The following is a 17432-nucleotide window of genomic DNA, read 5'->3' on the forward strand; positions in this document are numbered from 1 at the left end:
TGATCGGCGGCCCCGCCCCCTAATCGGCGACCCCGGCGCGCGCGTTCCTTTTGTGGTAAATTTTCTTGGGCGGGGGGCGGGGGGGGGGCCCCCCCGCCCCCCCACGGCGTACCACCGCCACACCGCCCGAGAACCCCTGGGAGTACGACCATGACGGACTTCGCCACCATTCTCGGCGACCGTCCCCTGGTGGCGATCCTGCGAGGACTGCCCCTCGACACCGCCGTCGACCTGGCCGAAGCCGTCTGGGACACCGGTGTCGGCGTGGTCGAGGTCCCGGTGCAGAGCCAGGAGGCGCTCGGCGTCCTTACGGCGGTGGCCCGAGCCGGGGCCGCCCGCGGCGAGCCGGTCGGTGCCGGCACCGTGCTCACCGTCGAGCACGTCCGCCTCGCGGTGGAGGCGGGCGCCGCCTTCACGGTCGCGCCCGGTCTGGACCTCGACGTGCTGGCGGCCAGCGTCGCGGCCGGGGTGCCCCACCTGCCCGGTGTCGCCACCGCCACCGAGGTGCACCGGGCGCGGCGAGCCGGGTGCCACTGGCTCAAGGCGTTCCCGGCCAGCTCCCTGGGGCCGTCCTGGATCCGCGAGATGCGCGGACCGTTCCCCGATCTCCACCTGGTGGCCACCGGCGGGATCACCGCCGCCAACGCCGCCGAGTTCCGTGCCGCCGGCGCCCGTGCCCTGGGCGTCGGCGGATCCCTCACCCGCCCCGGCGGGCTGGCCGCGATGGTGGCCGCGCTGGCCGGATGACCTCCTGGAGGCAGCTGTGCGCAGACTCCTCACCGGCGTCCTCGTCGTCCTCACAGCGGTGGCGCTCCACCCCGGCCCGGCCCTCGCCGCCCCGGCCGCCGTCACCCTCGTTCCCTACCCCATCGACTCGTCCAACCAGGCCGCCTGGTGGACTCCCGTCGAGACGTACGTGGGCGCCCAGCAGTACACCTACTTCGCCTTCAACGAGCCCGGCACGACGGCCGGCACCCACCGGGTGGCGATCGGCCGCCGCGACGGCAGTGGCTCGTGGACCCGACTGCCGCTGATGAACGGCTCGACCCGGGCCGAGTACGCCGACGACATCGGACACAACCAGCCGTCGATGGCCCGCGACGGCAGCGGCCGGTTCCACGTCTTCGCCTCCATGCACAACGACACGTGGCGGTACTTCCGCTCCGACAGCCCCGGCGGCGTGCCGCAGAATCGCTCCGGCGAGATGCCCGACCAGGGGATCGGCGTGACCTATCCGGTGCTCACCAGCGCACCCAACGGCGACGTGTACCTGTTCGCCCGCCTGGACGGCAGCAGCAGCGGGGGCCGCACGGGCCGGCTGTACCGCTGGAACGACGCGGCCTCGACCTGGAGCCGGGTCGCCGTGGTCGCCGCCTCGGCCAACCGGGCGGTCTACCCCGACGACCTGCGCTTCGACTCCGCCGGCGACCTGCACCTCCTTTGGGAGTGGAGTCTCTACCCGTCCGCCGCGTTCCGGCATCAGCTGAGCTACCTGAAGTACCGGCCGGGCAGCGGCACGTTCGTCGACCGGACCGGCGCCACCCGGACCGTGCCGGTCTCCACCAGCACGGCCGATGTCGTGCAGCCGGTCGAGGCCGGCGAGGTCTACGAGGGCAACGAGAGCACCGGCCCGGCCGTGCAGAGCGCCAAGCTGACCCTCGACGGCACCAGCCCGAAGATCACGTACCGCTACCGCTCGCTGGCCAGCGGCCCGGTCTTCACCGTCCGCTACGCGTACGTCGGCGGGAGCGGAGCGTGGACCCGGCAGACGGTGTGGGCCGCCGAGCAGACCCGGGCCGCGCTCGGCATCACCTGGCACCCCACCGAGGGCAAGCGCATCTACTTCGCCCGCACCGCCGGCGCCGACCGGGTCCTCGTCGCCACCGAGGACGGCGGCACCTGGACCACCGCACCGGTCGCACCCGGCCTCCCGATCGACCGGCTCGCCGTCGAACCCAACGCCGCCGGCACCGACGTCCTCTACCTCGCGGACACCACCAACGGCCGCCTGTACCACGGCCGCGACTGACCCCGGCACCTTTCCGTCCCCTCGGAGGTTCTCATGCGTACCCTCGGATCCGTCCTGCGCGGCGGGCTCGCCGTCGCGCTCACCGCCGGCGGCCTGGCCGTCCTCGGCCCGGTCGCCGCCCCCGCCCACGCCGCGCCGACCGGCACCGGCTGGACCCTGGCCTTCTCCGACGAGTTCAACGGCACGGCGGTCGACACCGGGAAGTGGAACTACCGCACCGACGTCAAGGCCTACAGCGCCCAGCGACCGCAGAACGTCTCGCTCACCGGCGGTGCGATGACCATCGCCCTGCGGCAGGAGAGCTACGGCGGCAAGAACTTCACCGGCGGTGGTCTGGTCAGCAAGCAGAAGCTGCGCTACGGCTACTACGAGACCCGCGCGAAGATCAACGACGGCGCCGGCTGGCACAGCGCGTTCTGGCTCCAGGCCGGTGACGGGTCGACGACGTACCCGGCCGACCAGCGCACCGAGATCGACGTCTTCGAGATCGACTCGATCGAACCGCAGCGGTTGCGGCACAACGTGATCACCTGGAGGGGCTCCGGGCAGCAGGCCTCGCCCTACTACACCAGTGGGATCTACGACATCGGCCTCGATCTGCGTCAGTGGCACACCTACGGAGTCGACTGGGGAGAGCGGTCGGTCCGGTACTACGTCGACGGCGTGCTGAAGGCGACCCAGCCATACACCCCGGACCAATGGACCCACGACTACACCGCCATCTGGCTGACCAGCATCGCCTACGGCACCGTGCCCGACGTCAGCAAGCTTCCGTCGGCGGTGCAGTTCGACTACGTGCGGTACTGGCAGAAGGACTACTACGTCGACAACGACAGCCCCGCCGCGTACGGCTACACCGAGACCGGGAACTGGTCCAACTCGACCCTGACCGGCTGGACGTACGCCTCGCCCACCCGGTACGCCGCCTGCGGGACCGCCGGGGCCACCGCCACCTGGCGACCCGACCTGCGTGCCGCCGGCACGTACCAGGTCTTCGTGCACAAGATCGCGTACGCCGGCAGCGACCCCGCCCAGCGCTACGACGTCGTCCACGACGGCACGACGTCGACCAGCACCCTCGACGGCTCCTCCGGATCGAGCGGGTGGGTGTCCCTGGGCAGCTGGTACTTCCCGGCCGGGACGAGTGGCCACGTCCGGACCACCGCCAGCGGTTCGGGCTGCGCCCGGGCCGACGCGGTGAAGTTCGTCCGCGTCTGATCCTGGACCGAGCCGGCAGGCTCCCGCCCCCGGGTGGGTCCTGCCGGCTCAGCCGGCGAACGGCACGACCGGCAGCCCGCGCACCCCGACGGCGACGCGGAACAGCGCTCCCGCGTTCGGCTCGTCGGCGGGATCGACTCCGCGCCGCGAAGTGGTGACGAAGAGTTGGTCGAGCGCGGGGCCGCCGAACGTGCACGCGCTGACCCGGCTGACCGGCAGGTCGACCCGGGCGTCCAGGCGACCGTCCGGCGCGTACCGGCGTACCTGGGAGCCCGCCCACATGGCCACCCACACGTGCCCCTCGGCGTCCACGCTGATGCCGTCGGGCACACCGGCCCCCTCCGGCATCACCGCGAGAGGCCGCCGGCCCACCAGCAGGCCGTCGACGTGGTCGAAGCGGTCCACCCGCCGGGTGGCGCTGTCCACGTAGTACGCCGCGGTGCCGTCCGGGCTCCAGGCGAGCCCGTTGGAGGTTGTCACGCCGCTCAGCACCCGATGCGTGGAGAGGTCGAGGTCCAGCCGGTACAGCGATCCCGCACCCGGCGAGCCGTCGGCCGACATCGAGCCGCAGTAGAAGCGGCCGTCCGGGCCGCAGCCGCCGTCGTTCATCCGGACGGTGTGGTCGGCCCACAGGTCGCCGAGTTCCCGGACCGTCCCGTCGGCGTCGACCAACGCGAAACCTCGGCCCAGCGCGGCCACCATGCCGCCGCCGGCCCGCGGCCGGAACGCGGCGAGGAACCCGCCCACGTGCTGCCGGGTCACGGTGCCGTCGTCGGGGTCGAGGGTGAGGACGTCTCCGGCGAACATGTCGGTCCAGCGCAACCCACCCCAGCCGGGCCACCAGACCGGTCCCTCGCCGTGCCCGGCCACCGGGTCGGAGATCTGTTCGGCCCGCATCAGGCCGATGGTAGCGGGGTGCTGGGTGTCAGCGGTCTCCGCCTTCCGGGCGCGAGGTCCTGGATCGTCGCGGTTCGCGCACTCGATCGAGATGCGCGCGCAGCGCTGCGGCGACCTCGCCCGCAGCGACCAGTTCGTCCGGCGTGAGGGCGTCGACGAAGAGTTCGCGGACCGCCCGCAGGTGCGGCACCGTGGCGTCCCCGAATGCCTCGGCGCCGGTGGTCGCGAGCACGACCTCGGCCCCCCGGCTGTCGGCGGCGCACTCCTCGCGGCGGACGAGGGCACGCCGTTCCATGCGGCCGAGGTGATGCGACAGCCGGCTGCGTTCCCATCCGATGCCCGCCGCGAGCTCGGAGGAGCGCATCCGCCGCCCCTCGGCCTCGCTGAGGGCGAGCAGGACCACGTAGTCGCCGGGCGACAGCGAGGACTCGCTCTGCAGCCGGGACGACAGCTCGGACCTGAGCGCTTCCGCCGTCTCGATGAAGTCGCGCCAGATCCGTAGCTGCTCCGTCGTCGGCAGCTGCCGTCTGCGCTGCTGGCGTGTGTTCTCCGTCATCCGTCCTCCAATTGACGTGTCAATCATACCGGGCATAATTGACACGTCAATCAGGTTGGCGGTCACAGGGCGGGACACGCCGCACCCCGGGTAACGGAGCAGGAGGACACCATGGGCGCCGAAGGCTTCGAACTGGGGCTCAACACGTTCGGCGAGGTGGCCACCGATGGTGACCGTGTCCTGAGCGACGCCGAGACCCTCCGGCTGATCGTCGAGGAGGCGCAGCTCGCCGAATCGGTCGGCCTCGACGTGTTCAGCGTGGGGGAGCACTACCGGGAGGGCTTCACCGACTCGGCGACGCCCGTGCTGCTCGCGGCGATCGCGACGGCCACCGGGCGCATCCGGCTCGGCACCTCGGTCACGGTGCTCAGCACGAACGACCCCGTCCGGCTCTACCACGAGTTCTCGACACTCGACGCGGTGTCGAACGGCCGCGCGCAGCTCATCCTCGGGCGCGCCTCGGCGACCGAGTCGTTCCCGCTGTTCGGCTACGACCTGGCCGACTACGAGCAGTTGTTCGAGGAGAAGCTCGACCTGTTCGTGCGGCTCCAGCGGGAGGACCCGGTGACCTGGTCGGGCACCGTCCGCAGCCCGCTGGTCGGGCAGCGCCTGCACCCGCGGATGGGGCCGGGTGGCATCCCGACCTGGATCGGTGTGGGCGGCAGCCCGAACTCGGTGATCCGCGCCGCCCGCTACGGGCTTCCGCTCATGCTGGCGATCATCGGCGGGCGCCCGCAACGGTTCGCCGGCCACGTTGACCTCTACCACCGCGCGCTCGACCAGTACGGGCACTCCGCGCAGCCGGTCGGGCAGCACTCGCTCGGCCTCGTCGCCGACACCGACGAGGAGGCCGCGGAGACCTGGTGGCGCTACTGGCAACCGGTCGTGCGGCAGGTCGCCCGGGAGCGCGGTTTCTACAAGCCGACCCGGGAACGGTACGAGGCCGAGATCGACACCGGAGCACTCTTCGTGGGCTCGCCCGAGACGGTCGCGCGGAAGATCGCCACGATGGCCCGCGACCTGCGGCTCAGCCGCTTCGACCTTAAGTACGACGTCATGCACCTACCCCGCCAGGCCCGCGCCCGCAGCATCGAACTGCTCGGCCGTGAGGTCGCCCCGCGCGTGCGGGAACTACTCGCCGAGGAGCCCCTCCATGTCTGACCTCCTGTTCGGCCTCGACACCTTCGGCGACGTGCCGGAGGACGACGCGGGGACCCCGGTCTCGTACGCCGCCGCGATCCGGCAGGTCGTCGACGAGGCGGTGCTGGCCGACGCCCTCGGCGTCGACGCCATCGCCATCGGCGAGCACCACCGACCGGAGTACGCGGTGTCGACCCCGGAGACCGTGCTCGCCGGGATCGCCACGCGCACCTCGCGCATCCGCCTAGGCTCCGGGGTGACCGTGCTGAGCTCGGACGACCCCGTACGCGTGTTCCAGCGCTTCGCCACCGTGGACGCGCTGTCCGGCGGCCGCGCCGAGGTCATCCTCGGACGCGGCTCGTTCACCGAGTCGTTCCCGCTGTTCGGCTACGACCTGGCCGACTACGACGCGCTGTTCGAGGAGAAGCTCGACCTCTTCGTGAAGCTGCTCGACGAGCGGCCGGTCACCTGGAGCGGGACCCTGCGCGCCCCACTGCGGGACGCCGACGTCTTCCCCAAGACCGAGTCGGGACGCCTCCCCACCTGGGTGGGCGTCGGCGGGTCGCCGCAGTCGGTCGTACGCACCGCACGTCACGGCCTGCCGCTCATGCTCGCCATCATCGGTGGCCCGCCCACGCGCTTCGCGCCCTACCTCGACCTGTACCGGCGGGCCGCGGCCCAGTTCGGCACGACCGCGCATCCGGTCGGCATGCACTCGCCGGGCTTCGTCGCCGACACCGACGAGGAGGCCAGGGAGGTGTTCTGGCCGCACTACCGGGTCATCCGGGACCGGATCGGCGCCCTGCGCGGCTGGCCGCCGATCCGCCGCGCCGAGTTCGACGCCGAGATCGCGCAGGGATCCCTCTACATCGGCTCGCCGGAGACCGTCGCCCGCAGGATCGCCCGCACGATCGACGACCTCGGGGTCGGCCGGTTCGACCTCATCTACACCGCGGGCGCGCAGCCGGTCTCCGCCCGCCTCCGAGCCGTCGAGCTGTACGGCACGAAGGTGATCCCCATGGTCCGCGACATCCTCGCCGGCTGACCTACCGACGGCTCAGCACCGAACGGAAGGGAACGACATGAACGACACCGCCCCCGACGGCCCCCGGACCCTCGGCATCCTCGGTGCGGGCAAGCTGGGCACCGTGCTGGCCCGGCTCGCCCTGGCCGCCGGTCACCGGGTGTTCATCGCCGGCTCCGGCGATCCCGCGCGGATCGCGCTGACCGTCGAGGTGCTCACTCCCGGCGCGGTCGCCACGACCGCGCACGACGCCGCGGCCCGCGCCGACATCGTCGTCCTCGCCCTCCCGCTCGGCAGGTACCGCACCATTCCCGCGGACGCCCTGCGCGGAAAGCTCGTCGTCGACGCCATGAACTACTGGTGGGAGGTCGACGGCATCCGCGACGACCTCACCGACGCACGGACGTCCTCCAGCGAGATCGTCCAGGCGTTCCTTCCGGGCGCCCGTGTCGTCAAGGCGTTCAACCACGTGGGCTACCACGACATCGAGGACAAGGCCCGACCCGCGGGCGCCGCCGGACGCACGGCCGTCGCGATCGCCGGCGACGATTCCGCCGATCTCGCCGCCGTCGCCGCCCTCGTGGACGCGCTCGGCTTCGACCCGGTCATCGCCGGTCCCCTCGCCGACGGCATACGCTTCGAACCCGGCACCGAGCTCTTCGGCGCCGACGTCGACGCGGACGAGGTCCGCGCCAGACTCGACCGCTTCCCGGAGTCGGAGCGGGGGCGGATCGTCGCCCGCGCACGTGCCGGGACACGGGGCCTGATCGACCACGGAGGCGGACAGTGAGCGACGGGGACATGATCGTCGTTCGGAACAATCCGGACATGACGAGGTACGAGGTTCTGGTCGACGGCACCCTCGCCGGCTTCGCCGACTACCGCCTCGTCGACGACCGCGTGGTCCTCACCCACACCGAGGTGGACGTCGCCCACGAGGGGCGCGGACTGGGCTCGCGACTGGTCGGGGAGGCGCTGGACGACGTACGACGGCAGGGCCGATCCGTCGTCCCGCTCTGCTCGTTCGTCGCCTCCTACATCGGCCGCCACGCCGAGTATGCCGACCTGGTCCGGCACCCGTGACCGAGCCGGCCACGCACGACCCCTTCGAGGGCGGCAAGCGGTACTCGGGCCCGGAGATCCCGGTCAGCTACGACGCTCGCCGGTGCCGGCACGCCGGCGAGTGACGACCGTCCGTGCGGTGCCCGGCGACGATGCCCCGGCAGGGTCGTCCGCGCGGTGACTACTCTTCCGGGCCATGGGTGAGGCGCGCAGGGCGACGGCGGCGGACGCGGCGGAGCTGGTGCGTCTGCGCGGCGTGTTCCTGGGCGAGATCGCCCCGCGTGGGTCGGCCGCCGACGGGTGGCAGCGAGCGGCGTTCGAGACCCTCCGGACCCGGCTCGCTGCTCCGGACCCCACCATGGTCGCCTTCGTCGTCGACCGCGCTGACCGGCCCGGCGCGTTGGCTGCCTCTGCGGTGGGTGCCGTCGACTGCCGGCTCGGCGGGCCGGACGACCCGACGAGCGAGCGCGGATACGTCTTCAACGTCGTGACCGAGCCGGACCAGCGGCGGCGGGGGTACGCCCGGCTTTGTATGACGGCACTGCTCGCCTGGTACGGCGACCGCGGTATCCGGACCGTGGACCTGCGCACCTCCGTAGGCGGGGAGCCGCTCTACCGCTCGCTGGGCTTCGTCCGCACGACGTCCCCCGCCATGCGGCTTCGGCTGCCGACGTCAGGCGCCGCAGAGGTGTCCGGCTGACAGGTGTACCCACGACGGTGTCCCTCGCCGTGGATGTGCACCCTGCTCAGCTGCCGTTGACGCTGTCCGTCCGCGATCTCATGAGCAAGGAGAAGGTCTCGCCGCTCCCACGCGCACCGCGACCGTGGTACGGGCTCGCCGCCGGTTGCCCGGGCGCCGGGCGTGATCGGCCTCACGTGGCCCTCTGCCGGTCGCTAAACAAGCGGCGGGGTGTCGGTGTCGGCGGTTAGTCTTCCTGCGGTTTCACCCCTCAGCACGTCGCGCCCCTGTCCTGGCACGCGCCGCGCCGGCCACCACCGCTCATCCGTTCGGCCAATCTGACTCAGGAGATTTCGTGACACAGCAACCTGTCGCGACACCGCAGCCTGTCCCGACATCGGACAAGCTCGACGCCGCGGTCTTCAAGGTGGCGGGCGTCGTCGTGCTCGGCGCGATCATGTCGATCCTCGACGTGACGGTGGTGAGCGTGGCGCTGCCGACGTTCCAGAGCGAGTTCGACGCCTCCTACGCCCGCGTCGCATGGACGATGACCGGCTACACGCTCGCGCTGGCCACGGTGATCCCGCTGAGCGGGTGGGCGGCGGACAGGTTCGGCACCAAACGGCTGTACATGATCGCCCTGGCGCTGTTCACGATCGGGTCGGGCCTCTGCGCCACCGCCGACACGATCGGAGAGCTGATCGGGTACCGGGTGCTGCAGGGCCTCGGCGGCGGCATGCTGATGCCGATCGGCATGACGATCATGACGCGGGCCGCGGGTCCGCACCGGATCGGCCGGTTGATGGCCGTTCTCGGTATCCCGATGCTGCTCGGCCCGATCGGCGGCCCGATCCTCGGCGGCTGGCTGATCGACGTGGCGAGCTGGCACTGGATCTTCCTGATCAACCTGCCGATCGGTGCGATCGGGCTCGTCTACGCCCAGATGGCCCTGCCGAAGGACAACCCCGAACCCTCGGAGTCGTTCGACTTCCTCGGCATGCTGATGCTCTCGCCGGGGTTGGCCCTCTTCCTGTACGGCGTTTCCACACTGCCCGAGGCCGGCACCTTCGCCGACCCCGAGGTGTGGCTGCCCATGCTGGTCGGCGCGGCGCTGGTGGTGGCGTTCGTCCTCTACTCCTTCAAGCCGCGGCACCCGCTGCTCGACCTGCGGCTGTTCCGTAACCGCAGCCTGACCATCGCGTCGGTGACCCTGTTCGTGTTCATCATCGCGTTCATGGGCGCCGGCCTGCTGTTCCCCAGCTACTTCCTGCAGGTGCGCGGCGAGTCGACGCTAACCGCCGGCCTGCTGATGGCGCCGCAGGGCCTCGGTGCGATGGTCACCATGCCGATCGCCGGCATGCTGGCCGACAAGGTGCCGGTGGGCCGTACGGTGCCGTTCGCGCTGGTGCTGATCGCGGCCGGGTTCTTCACCTTCACCCAGGTCGACCCGAACACGTCGTACGTGCTGCTGTGCGGCTCGCTGTTCGTGATGGGTCTCGGCATGGGTGGCACGATGATGCCGATCATGACCTCGGCGCTGCGGACCCTCTCCGGTCCGGAGGTGGCCCGCGGCTCGACCCTGGTGAACATCCTCCAACAGATCGGCGGCTCCGTGGGCGCCGCGGTGATGTCGGTGATCCTCACCAACGAGCTGAACAACTCCCGGCCGATCCCCGGCGCGGTGGACCCGAACGGCGCCCCGGTCACCGAAGCCGGCCTGGCCATCGCCGTGCAGCAACGGCCGGAGCTGACCCAGCAGTTCCCGGTCGAGCCGTCGGTCATCGAGCGCGGGCTCGACTTCGCCGCCGACTCCTTCGCCACGACGTTCTGGGTGGGCTTCGCGCTGGTACTGCTGACGTTCATCCCGGCCGCGTTCCTGCCCCGTCGGCGGGAACGCTCGCACCTGCTGGACGACCAGCCGGGCGACGAGCAGATCAAAACCCCCGTCGTCATCCACTGACCCGACCTGTCGGGCAGCTTGTCTGATCGTACGTACCTACGACGGCGGAACCCGGGAGCACACGATGCTCCCGGGTTCCGCCGTCTCGGTCGACGTGCGGTTCGCCGTTCTTCGCCGTGGCCGAAGGGCGGTGCGCGTCGGATCATCCTGCCCGTCAGCGGGCTCTCTTCGTCGCCCGCTTGCGGGGCGGCGTCAACAGGTCGGCTATCGCCGCGATCGCGGACGGCACCAGGCGGTAGTACGCCCAGACGCCGCGCTTCTCGCGCTCGAGCAGACCCGCCTCGGTGAGGATCCGGAGGTGATGACTGACGGTCGGCTGGGAGAGATTCAGCGGCGCGGTGAGGTCGGTGACGGACGCCTCGCCCTCCGGAGCCGACTGGATCAGACTGAGCAGTCGCAGTCGAGCCGGATCGGCGAAGGCCTTCAGCACTTCCGCGAGCCGCTCGGCATCGGCGCGCTTGATCGGCTCGCCGGAGAGCGGCGAGATGGCAGGCATAGCAGTTTTCGCGGTTCCCACGTCTTACATCGTTCCATCAACACCGTCGACAGGCCGGTGGAACGCGCAGTAGTACCCGATGGCGACCTGCCGCTGCCCATCCTCGCGGTGCCATGGAGGGCTCCCCACACCCGCCGGAGAGCGCCCCGAGGGCAGAACCCGCGACATGGCACCGCCCCACCATGGCCGGGCCGGCCGCTCAGCCGGTGCGGCGTGAGCGGTGCAGAGCCAGTCCACCCAGGACCGTGGCGATCAGCCCCACGACCACGGCCACGTAGGCCCCGCCCCGGCCGTTGCCGGTGCCGATGCCGCTGTCGGAGGTGGCCACCACCAGCCCGCCGAGGGCCATGCCGATCAGCCCCGCGGCGAGGGCCACGGTGGCTCCGTGTCGTCCGGTCCCGGTGCCGACACGACTGGTGCGGCGGGCCAGAGCCAGTCCGGCGATGATCACACCGGCCAGCCCCAGCACGGCGGCCACCGAGGCCCCGAGTCGCCCGGCGCTCATGGTGGAGACGCTGGCGGCGGCCGGCTGGGCCGAGACGTACGCGGCCGCCGGTGCGGCGAGCCCGAACCCTCCGAGCAGGGTGGCCGCGGCGGCGGCAAGCACCAGACGGATCGTCTTCAGCGTTCCTGAGCTCATGGCTCTCCTCTTTCCTGCGTCTCGTTCCCGAGGTCCGGATGTCGCCGCCTGATCATGTCGCCCGGGCCCACCGCCGGTCGTCCTGCAGGCGTACGCACTTCGCGCTGCCACCGGTGGCGCATCCGACTGCTGCGGACGTCGCAGGCGGCGGGGAGGTACCGCGTGTGCGGTAGGCAGCGGCTCGTCAGCCAGGAGGAGTCGCCCGCGGCCGAACCTGGCTAGGGTGCGCTTGTGTACACAGGACGGGTCGGCGTTCCGGCCGGCGTCAGAGATGGGGCCATCGCCGTTGGCGTCGCAGCGACGCTGCTGGTCGCCGCGCTGTCCGGGAAACACGTCGCCACGGACCTCGACCTGCTCGGCTACACCCTGTTGGTGGCGGGTGGTCTGGCGCTGTCCGCGCGCCGCCGGGCCCCGGTGCCCGTCCTGGCCGTCACCGGGCTCTGCGCGGTGGGCTACCAGGCGGTCGGTTTCGACGTGCCCGCCGTCGCGTTCCTGTTCGCGGTGTACGCCGCCGTGCGCGCGGGCCACCGCGGCGTCACGGTCGTGGCGGCTGTGCTGATGCTGGCCGCTCTTCCGCTCGCGGCTCTCACCCTGCCGCAGGACATGTCCGTGAGCGAGGCGCTCGCACGGGGAAGGGGCGCCCTCGAGCTGGCCTGGCTGGTCGCCGCCGGTGCCGCGGGTGAAGCGCTGCGGCAGGCCGAGCGGCGGGCGGACGAAGCCGAGCGCACCCGAGAGGAGACCGCGCGCCGTCGCGCCGACGACGAGCGGCTGCACATCGCGCGGGAGTTGCACGACACGCTCACCCACCAGATCTCGATCATCAAGGTGCAGGCCGAGGTCGCCGTCCACCTGGCCCGCAAGCGTGGGGAGGAGGTCCCGGAGGCCCTGCTGGCGATCCGGGAGGCCGGTCGTGAGGCGACCCGGGAGCTGCGAGCGACCCTGGAGGCGCTGCGCGACGACGGCAAGGCCCCGCCGCACGGGCTCGACCACCTCCCGGAACTCGTGGAACGGGCCCGCGCGACCGGCCTGGACGCGACGTTGACGGTCGAAGGACAGCGACACGACGTGCCGGCCGCGGTGGACCGGACCGCGTACCGGATCGTGCAGGAGTCGCTGACCAACATCGCCCGTCACGCCTCCGCCGTCACCGCGTCGATCCGGATCGACTACCGTCCGGACGCGCTGGCCATCCGCGTCGAGGACGACGGCACGGCCATGCCGGACACCGCCCCGGTGCCCGGCGTCGGACTGCTCGGGATGCGCGAGCGCGTCACGGCCCTCGGCGGTCGGCTGCGCGCCGAACCACGGCACGAGGGCGGCTTCACCGTCCACGCCGAACTTCCCGTGGGCCGAACATCATGATCCGTGTCCTGCTGGTCGACGACCAGCCGCTCCTTCGCAGCGGCTTCCGCGCGCTCCTCGACGTCGAGGACGACATCGAGGTGGTGGCCGAGGCCGCCGACGGCAGGGAGGGCCTGGCTCTCGTCCGGGAACACCTGCCCGACATCGCGCTCGTCGACATCCAGATGCCGGTCATGGACGGCATCGAGACGACCCGGCGCATCGCCGCGGACCCGGCCCTGGCCCGGGTGCACGTCGTCATCCTGACCAACTACGGGCTCGACGAACACGTCTTCGACGCGCTGCGCGCCGGCGCGGCCGGTTTCCTCGTCAAGGACATCGAGCCGGAAGACTTCCTCCACGCCATCCGTGTCGCCGCGCGCGGCGACGCGCTGCTCGCGCCGTCGATCACCCGCAAGCTGATCGACCGGTACGTCTCCGAGCCGCTCCACCCGGCCGCCGGCCCGGGCCTGGAGGGGCTGACCAACCGCGAACGTGAGGCCGTCGTCCTGGTCGCGCAGGGCCTGTCCAACGACCAGATCGCCGACCGTATGGTGATCAGCCCACTGACCGCGAAGACCCACGTCAACCGGGCCATGGTCAAGCTCCGTGCCCGCGACCGCGCCCAGCTCGTGGTCCTCGCCTACGAATGCGGCCTGGTATCCCCCCGCAACCGCTGACATGGGCAGCCCCGGGGAGGACGCGTGGCGGCGCAGCCGTACCCTTCGCTGCGTGACGTACGGGGAGCCTGTGGCCGACGACCACCCGCCGACCACGCCCGCCGGGACCGGGCTGGCGCCGTATCCGCTGCCCGACCGGCGACCTCGCCGGCGCTGGCCGTTGTGGACGGCGTTCGTCGTGGTCCTGCTGCTGCTCGCCGGCGGCGCGTCGACGGTGCTGCCGGCCGGTGCGGTCCGCGGGACCGACGCGACGCTCGCGCGGATCGCGGCACCGGCGGAGAACCCGACCACCCGCGCCGCTCGGAAGCTCGCGGAGCGGATCACCGTGCAGCTGGATCGGCAGTCCGGCGCGCTGCTCAGCGGAGACCAGGCCGCGTTCCTGGCGATCGCGGAACCGGCCGTGCACGCCAACCTCCGCCGCCGGTTCGCCACGCTGCGGGCGCTGCGGGTGAGCGACTGGCAGGGCCGGCCGAAGGGCCTGCCCACCGAGGCCGGACGACCGGGTGAGTGGCGGCTGTCGGTGGAGTTCCGGTACTGCTTCGCGGTGCCGGACTGCCGCCGGCCCAGCTCTGTGCTCGCCGAGACGCGGTGGCGCGACGGCGGAGCGGAGCCGCGCCTGCTCGAACTGGCGCAGTCCGAGCCCGTGCCGCAGCTGGCCGGCCGGGGGACCGTACAGGCTGGTGCCTTGCCCTGGGAGATCAGCAACATGGTCGTGGCGGTGGGCAGGCGCACGCTCGTGGCGACGACCCCCGCGTTCCGCCGGCACTTGCCGGACCTGCTGGCGCGGGCCGAGGCGGCGGCGCGGACCGCCGATCAGTACGTCGTGACCGGCGACCGACCGGACCGGTACCGGGTCTACTACGCCGGCCCCAAGGAGTGGAAACGCTGGTACGGCGGCGAGCAACCGGAGTGGGTCGCCGGGTACGCCATCGGCCTCGGCGGCGACCACGAGGTCGTGGTCAGGCACGACAGGTACACCGCCGCCGGGCTGGGTGAGCTGCTGCGGCACGAGCTGACCCACGTCGCCTCGCTGCCCGACCACGACGGTCTGGACGACTCGACGTGGTGGCTGACGGAAGGGCTGGCCGAGTACGCCGCCACAGTGGGTCGGTACAACGGGCTGACCGAGACGCGGCGGCTGGTCAAGCGCGGCTGGGACGGGAAGCTCGACACCCTCGCACCCACCGACGACACCCCGGACGCGCGGGTGGTCGGTAGCTACGGGATCGCGTACCTCGCCGTCCGATACCTCGTCGAACGGTTCGGCGAGGAGCGGGTCTTCGCCTTCGTCAAGGCGGTGATCCACGACCGTCGGATCCCGCGGCAGACGTCCGACGAGATCTTCGACGTGCCCTGGTCCACCCTCCACGCCGACTGCGTCAAGCACGTCCGGGGTGCCGCGGACTGACGCTGCCGGTGCTCCTGCTCGCCCCCACCCGATACGAGTCAGCGCAGGCCGGCGAACAGGTCGTTCTCGGGTACCGGCGCGCCGGTGGTGTCGCGGACCCGGACGAAGGTCTCCATGCCCATCAGCTCGGTGAACCGCTCCCTGCCCAGCTGCAGGAAGAAGATGTTCTCGGTCTGGCTGGCGTGCGTGGCCAACGCGTCGAACTTCTGGGCGCCGTAGCTGCTCGTGTCCACCCAGGTGGTGATCTCGTCGTCGGGCAGACCGAGCTGCGGCACCTGATCCGCCGACGCCGCGTCCGGCTCGGCCCACTCGACGCCGATCTCCTTCATGACCCGGCCGAACTCCTCGAACGCCGAGCGCGGCACGGTGGTCCAGTACACCTTCGCGGGGATGTCCGTCATCGCGACGGCGGCCATGGTGATCCGGTGGGCCTGGATGTGGTCCGGATGGCCGTAGAAGCCGTTCTCGTCATACGTGACGACCACGTCCGGGCGGTGCCGCCGGATCAGCTCCGCCAGCCGGTCCGCCGCCTCCGCCACCGGGGTCGTCCAGAACGCGCCGGGCAGGTCGTTGGTCGGCCAGCCCATCATCCCGGAATCGGCGTAGCCGAGCGTCTCCAGGTGGGTGACCTTCAACGCCGCGCAGCTGGCCTCCAGTTCCTCCTGGCGCATCGCCACCACGGCGGCCGGCTCGTGCCCCGGGTCGCCGGGCTTGACCCCGCCAGGACCGTCGCCACATCGCCCGTCGGTGCAGGTCACCAGCACTGTCGAGATCCCTTCCGCCGCGTAGCGGGCAAGGACACCACCGGTGCTCGTCGCCTCGTCGTCGGGGTGGGCGTGCACCGCCATCAACGTCAGAGATCGCTCAGCCATGCCGTCACCCTACGAGGGTCGTCGCGTCCGCGCGGACCCGCGGACGCCGCCGTACCCCGGCGACGATCCCACCCAAGGTCAGCCCTCCCGGTACGCGGGCAGCCCCAGGGCGGTCCGCACCCGGCCGGCCTCCGTGGCGCCACTGTGCGCCGCTGCGGCTCGGATCTCCCGCATCAGCGCGTCGGCGTCCGCCGCCTCGCCGGCCCGCCGCCAGTGCCGTAGCGCGACGTCGTTCTCCTTGAGGAGTGCGGCCATCGGCGCCCGTACCTCCGCCGGCCAGACCGCCTCGCGCAGCTCGACCGCGTGCGCCGCGTTCGTCCGGGCCACCTCGGCGGCCAGCGTCCGGACCGTCCGCCACGGCTTCCCGGCGTTGGCCGCGTCCTCCAGCTCTTCCAACGCGATGTTGTACGGCGCCACGATCGCCAGGTAGCGGCTCTTCGCCTCGGCGGGCGTCAGCGCGGCCGGGGTGGTCGGCGCGGCGCTCTGCCAGACCGGCGTCGACGCTCGGGGCTCGACCTGTTCGCCGGCACCGCAACCGGCGAGCAGCACGGTCAGGGTTAGGACGGACATCCAGCGGCGCACGGGGCTTCCCATCAAATCGAAGTCTGGTTCACGGCGATCCGCCGAGCCTGCGGTTGGAGCGAACCCGTGACGGAGTCACGCCGCGCCTCGTCAGAGGCGGTGGAGGTCTTTTCGCAGCTGGTAGGTGACTCGCCACTGCGCCTGGTCGCCCGTCGGTCGCGGAAAGCCCCCATACTGAAACACCCAGTTCAGGTAGGACACGAAAGGCATACCGGCCTCACCAACGAAGTGAGCGTCGGCGCACGCATCAGGAAGAAGGATGCCGTAGGGGGCACCTCCGCTCACGTTGTCCTTGTGGAAGTGGTCGGGCGCAAGGGGAAGCACGAACGGCTCGTCCTGCTCCTCCTGCCAGGCCTCGATCTCTCCTGCGAAGTACTCCCGGATGTCGCCGTCGTCGTAGCGCGAACCTGCTACTTCCAGCACGAGCGGGTCGGCCGCTGCGGAACCGGTCCACTCCGGGTGCGTCCCGACCAGCCACACGTCGCCGACGATGCGGATCCACGACGACAGCGCCATCGGGAGCGGGCCGAGACGCTCCTCCAACCAGCGAAGGTGCTCTTCTGCCTGAGGTCCAGGTGCCGCGTACGGCTCGGTCGGAGTCTGGTCGTCGTCGTTCTTGTGGAATCGGTAGCCCTGCTGGCGCAGGCGCGAGATCAGCGTCTCGATGTTGCTCCGCGCGAGCCCGGCCATCTCGTCGCATACCGCCTGCGCCTCTGAGGCGAACGCTGCGTCACGGACGCGACTGCCCAGCTGTCTCATCTCATGCCAGACCTGGTCTCGTTCACCAGCGACGTAGCGGTCCACCCAGTCCAGGCGTTCGGTCATTCTGATCATGGTGCCGTGGGCGA

19 protein-coding genes are annotated in these 17432 nt (G+C 71.6%); 12 read left to right on the plus strand and 7 right to left on the minus strand.

Annotated features, from left to right (window positions below; translation table 11 throughout):
• Positions 1 to 150: 150 nt before the first annotated feature.
• Genes AB0I76_RS02690 through AB0I76_RS02700 form a run of 3 tightly spaced genes read left to right on the plus strand, consistent with a single transcriptional unit; the run spans position 151 to position 3247 of the window.
• The gene (locus AB0I76_RS02690; RefSeq protein ID WP_357028940.1) at positions 151 to 747 is read left to right on the plus strand and encodes a bifunctional 4-hydroxy-2-oxoglutarate aldolase/2-dehydro-3-deoxy-phosphogluconate aldolase; all 597 of its coding nucleotides are present in this window, start codon (positions 151 to 153) and stop codon (positions 745 to 747) included.
• A gap of 16 nt (positions 748 to 763) precedes the next feature.
• Positions 764 to 2029, plus strand: a complete 1266-nt coding sequence (locus AB0I76_RS02695) for a BNR-4 repeat-containing protein (RefSeq protein ID WP_357028943.1) — start codon at positions 764 to 766, stop codon at positions 2027 to 2029.
• A gap of 33 nt (positions 2030 to 2062) precedes the next feature.
• On the plus strand, positions 2063 to 3247 hold the full coding sequence (locus tag AB0I76_RS02700; RefSeq protein ID WP_357028946.1) for a glycoside hydrolase family 16 protein: 1185 nt from the start codon (positions 2063 to 2065) through the stop codon (positions 3245 to 3247).
• Positions 3248 to 3295: 48 nt separating this feature from the next.
• Here AB0I76_RS02700 and AB0I76_RS02705 read toward each other — a convergent pair whose 3' ends face one another.
• Both AB0I76_RS02705 and AB0I76_RS02710 read right to left on the minus strand, forming a co-directional pair.
• On the minus strand, positions 3296 to 4144 hold the full coding sequence (locus tag AB0I76_RS02705; protein ID WP_357028949.1) for an SMP-30/gluconolactonase/LRE family protein: 849 nt from the start codon (positions 4142 to 4144) through the stop codon (positions 3296 to 3298).
• Between the two features lie 28 nt (positions 4145 to 4172).
• Entirely contained in the window at positions 4173 to 4700 is a 528-nt protein-coding gene (locus AB0I76_RS02710; protein ID WP_357028952.1) for a MarR family winged helix-turn-helix transcriptional regulator, read from the minus strand.
• A 111-nt stretch (positions 4701 to 4811) separates the two neighbouring features.
• Between AB0I76_RS02710 and AB0I76_RS02715 the strand changes: the two genes are divergently transcribed.
• The 6 genes from AB0I76_RS02715 to AB0I76_RS02740 all read left to right on the plus strand — a co-directional run bounded on the left by AB0I76_RS02715 (position 4812) and on the right by AB0I76_RS02740 (position 10565).
• Positions 4812 to 5861, plus strand: a complete 1050-nt coding sequence (locus AB0I76_RS02715; protein ID WP_357028955.1) for an LLM class flavin-dependent oxidoreductase — start codon at positions 4812 to 4814, stop codon at positions 5859 to 5861.
• Positions 5854 to 6885: an LLM class flavin-dependent oxidoreductase gene (locus AB0I76_RS02720; RefSeq protein WP_357028958.1), complete on the plus strand. Its 1032-nt coding sequence runs from the start codon at positions 5854 to 5856 to the stop codon at positions 6883 to 6885. Before AB0I76_RS02715 ends, AB0I76_RS02720 begins: the two co-directional genes overlap by 8 nt.
• Positions 6886 to 6922: 37 nt before the next feature.
• Entirely contained in the window at positions 6923 to 7654 is a 732-nt protein-coding gene (locus tag AB0I76_RS02725) for an NAD(P)-binding domain-containing protein (protein ID WP_357028961.1), read from the plus strand.
• Between the two features lie 11 nt (positions 7655 to 7665).
• On the plus strand, positions 7666 to 7947 hold the full coding sequence (locus tag AB0I76_RS02730) for a GNAT family N-acetyltransferase (protein WP_357029016.1): 282 nt from the start codon (positions 7666 to 7668) through the stop codon (positions 7945 to 7947).
• Positions 7948 to 8122: 175 nt separating this feature from the next.
• Positions 8123 to 8626 (plus strand): GNAT family N-acetyltransferase, encoded by a 504-nt coding sequence (locus AB0I76_RS02735; protein WP_357028964.1) that lies wholly within the window; start codon positions 8123 to 8125, stop codon positions 8624 to 8626.
• A gap of 334 nt (positions 8627 to 8960) precedes the next feature.
• The gene (locus tag AB0I76_RS02740) at positions 8961 to 10565 is read left to right on the plus strand and encodes a DHA2 family efflux MFS transporter permease subunit (protein ID WP_357028967.1); all 1605 of its coding nucleotides are present in this window, start codon (positions 8961 to 8963) and stop codon (positions 10563 to 10565) included.
• A gap of 154 nt (positions 10566 to 10719) precedes the next feature.
• Here AB0I76_RS02740 and AB0I76_RS02745 read toward each other — a convergent pair whose 3' ends face one another.
• Both AB0I76_RS02745 and AB0I76_RS02750 read right to left on the minus strand, forming a co-directional pair.
• Positions 10720 to 11061 (minus strand): metalloregulator ArsR/SmtB family transcription factor, encoded by a 342-nt coding sequence (locus tag AB0I76_RS02745; RefSeq protein WP_357029018.1) that lies wholly within the window; start codon positions 11059 to 11061, stop codon positions 10720 to 10722.
• Between the two features lie 199 nt (positions 11062 to 11260).
• Positions 11261 to 11701 (minus strand): DUF6223 family protein, encoded by a 441-nt coding sequence (locus AB0I76_RS02750; RefSeq protein ID WP_357028970.1) that lies wholly within the window; start codon positions 11699 to 11701, stop codon positions 11261 to 11263.
• 231 nt (positions 11702 to 11932) lie between these two features.
• On the opposite strand from AB0I76_RS02750, the gene AB0I76_RS02755 reads away from it, so the two are divergent.
• The 3 genes from AB0I76_RS02755 to AB0I76_RS02765 are packed head-to-tail and all read left to right on the plus strand — an operon-like array spanning position 11933 to position 15130.
• Positions 11933 to 13063 (plus strand): histidine kinase, encoded by a 1131-nt coding sequence (locus tag AB0I76_RS02755; protein ID WP_357028973.1) that lies wholly within the window; start codon positions 11933 to 11935, stop codon positions 13061 to 13063.
• Entirely contained in the window at positions 13060 to 13722 is a 663-nt protein-coding gene (locus tag AB0I76_RS02760) for a response regulator transcription factor (protein WP_357028976.1), read from the plus strand. The genes AB0I76_RS02755 and AB0I76_RS02760 overlap by 4 nt, the downstream gene beginning before the upstream one ends.
• Positions 13723 to 13774: 52 nt before the next feature.
• Positions 13775 to 15130 carry a hypothetical protein gene (locus AB0I76_RS02765; protein WP_357028979.1) on the plus strand — a complete coding sequence of 452 codons (1356 nt, stop codon included), beginning with the start codon at positions 13775 to 13777 and terminating at the stop codon, positions 15128 to 15130.
• A 38-nt stretch (positions 15131 to 15168) separates the two neighbouring features.
• On the opposite strand, the gene AB0I76_RS02770 is transcribed toward AB0I76_RS02765, so the two are convergent.
• The 3 genes from AB0I76_RS02770 to AB0I76_RS02780 form a co-directional block, all read right to left on the minus strand.
• Positions 15169 to 16002, minus strand: coding sequence for a PIG-L family deacetylase (locus tag AB0I76_RS02770; RefSeq protein ID WP_357028982.1), 834 nt, complete (start codon positions 16000 to 16002; stop codon positions 15169 to 15171).
• A 78-nt stretch (positions 16003 to 16080) separates the two neighbouring features.
• The gene (locus tag AB0I76_RS02775; RefSeq protein ID WP_357028985.1) at positions 16081 to 16596 is read right to left on the minus strand and encodes a hypothetical protein; all 516 of its coding nucleotides are present in this window, start codon (positions 16594 to 16596) and stop codon (positions 16081 to 16083) included.
• 78 nt (positions 16597 to 16674) lie between these two features.
• Positions 16675 to 17409 (minus strand): hypothetical protein, encoded by a 735-nt coding sequence (locus AB0I76_RS02780; RefSeq protein WP_357028988.1) that lies wholly within the window; start codon positions 17407 to 17409, stop codon positions 16675 to 16677.
• Positions 17410 to 17432 lie beyond the last annotated feature (23 nt).

It is taken from the genome of Micromonospora sp. NPDC049799, from assembly GCF_040656655.1.
Lineage (GTDB): Bacteria > Actinomycetota > Actinomycetes > Mycobacteriales > Micromonosporaceae > Micromonospora.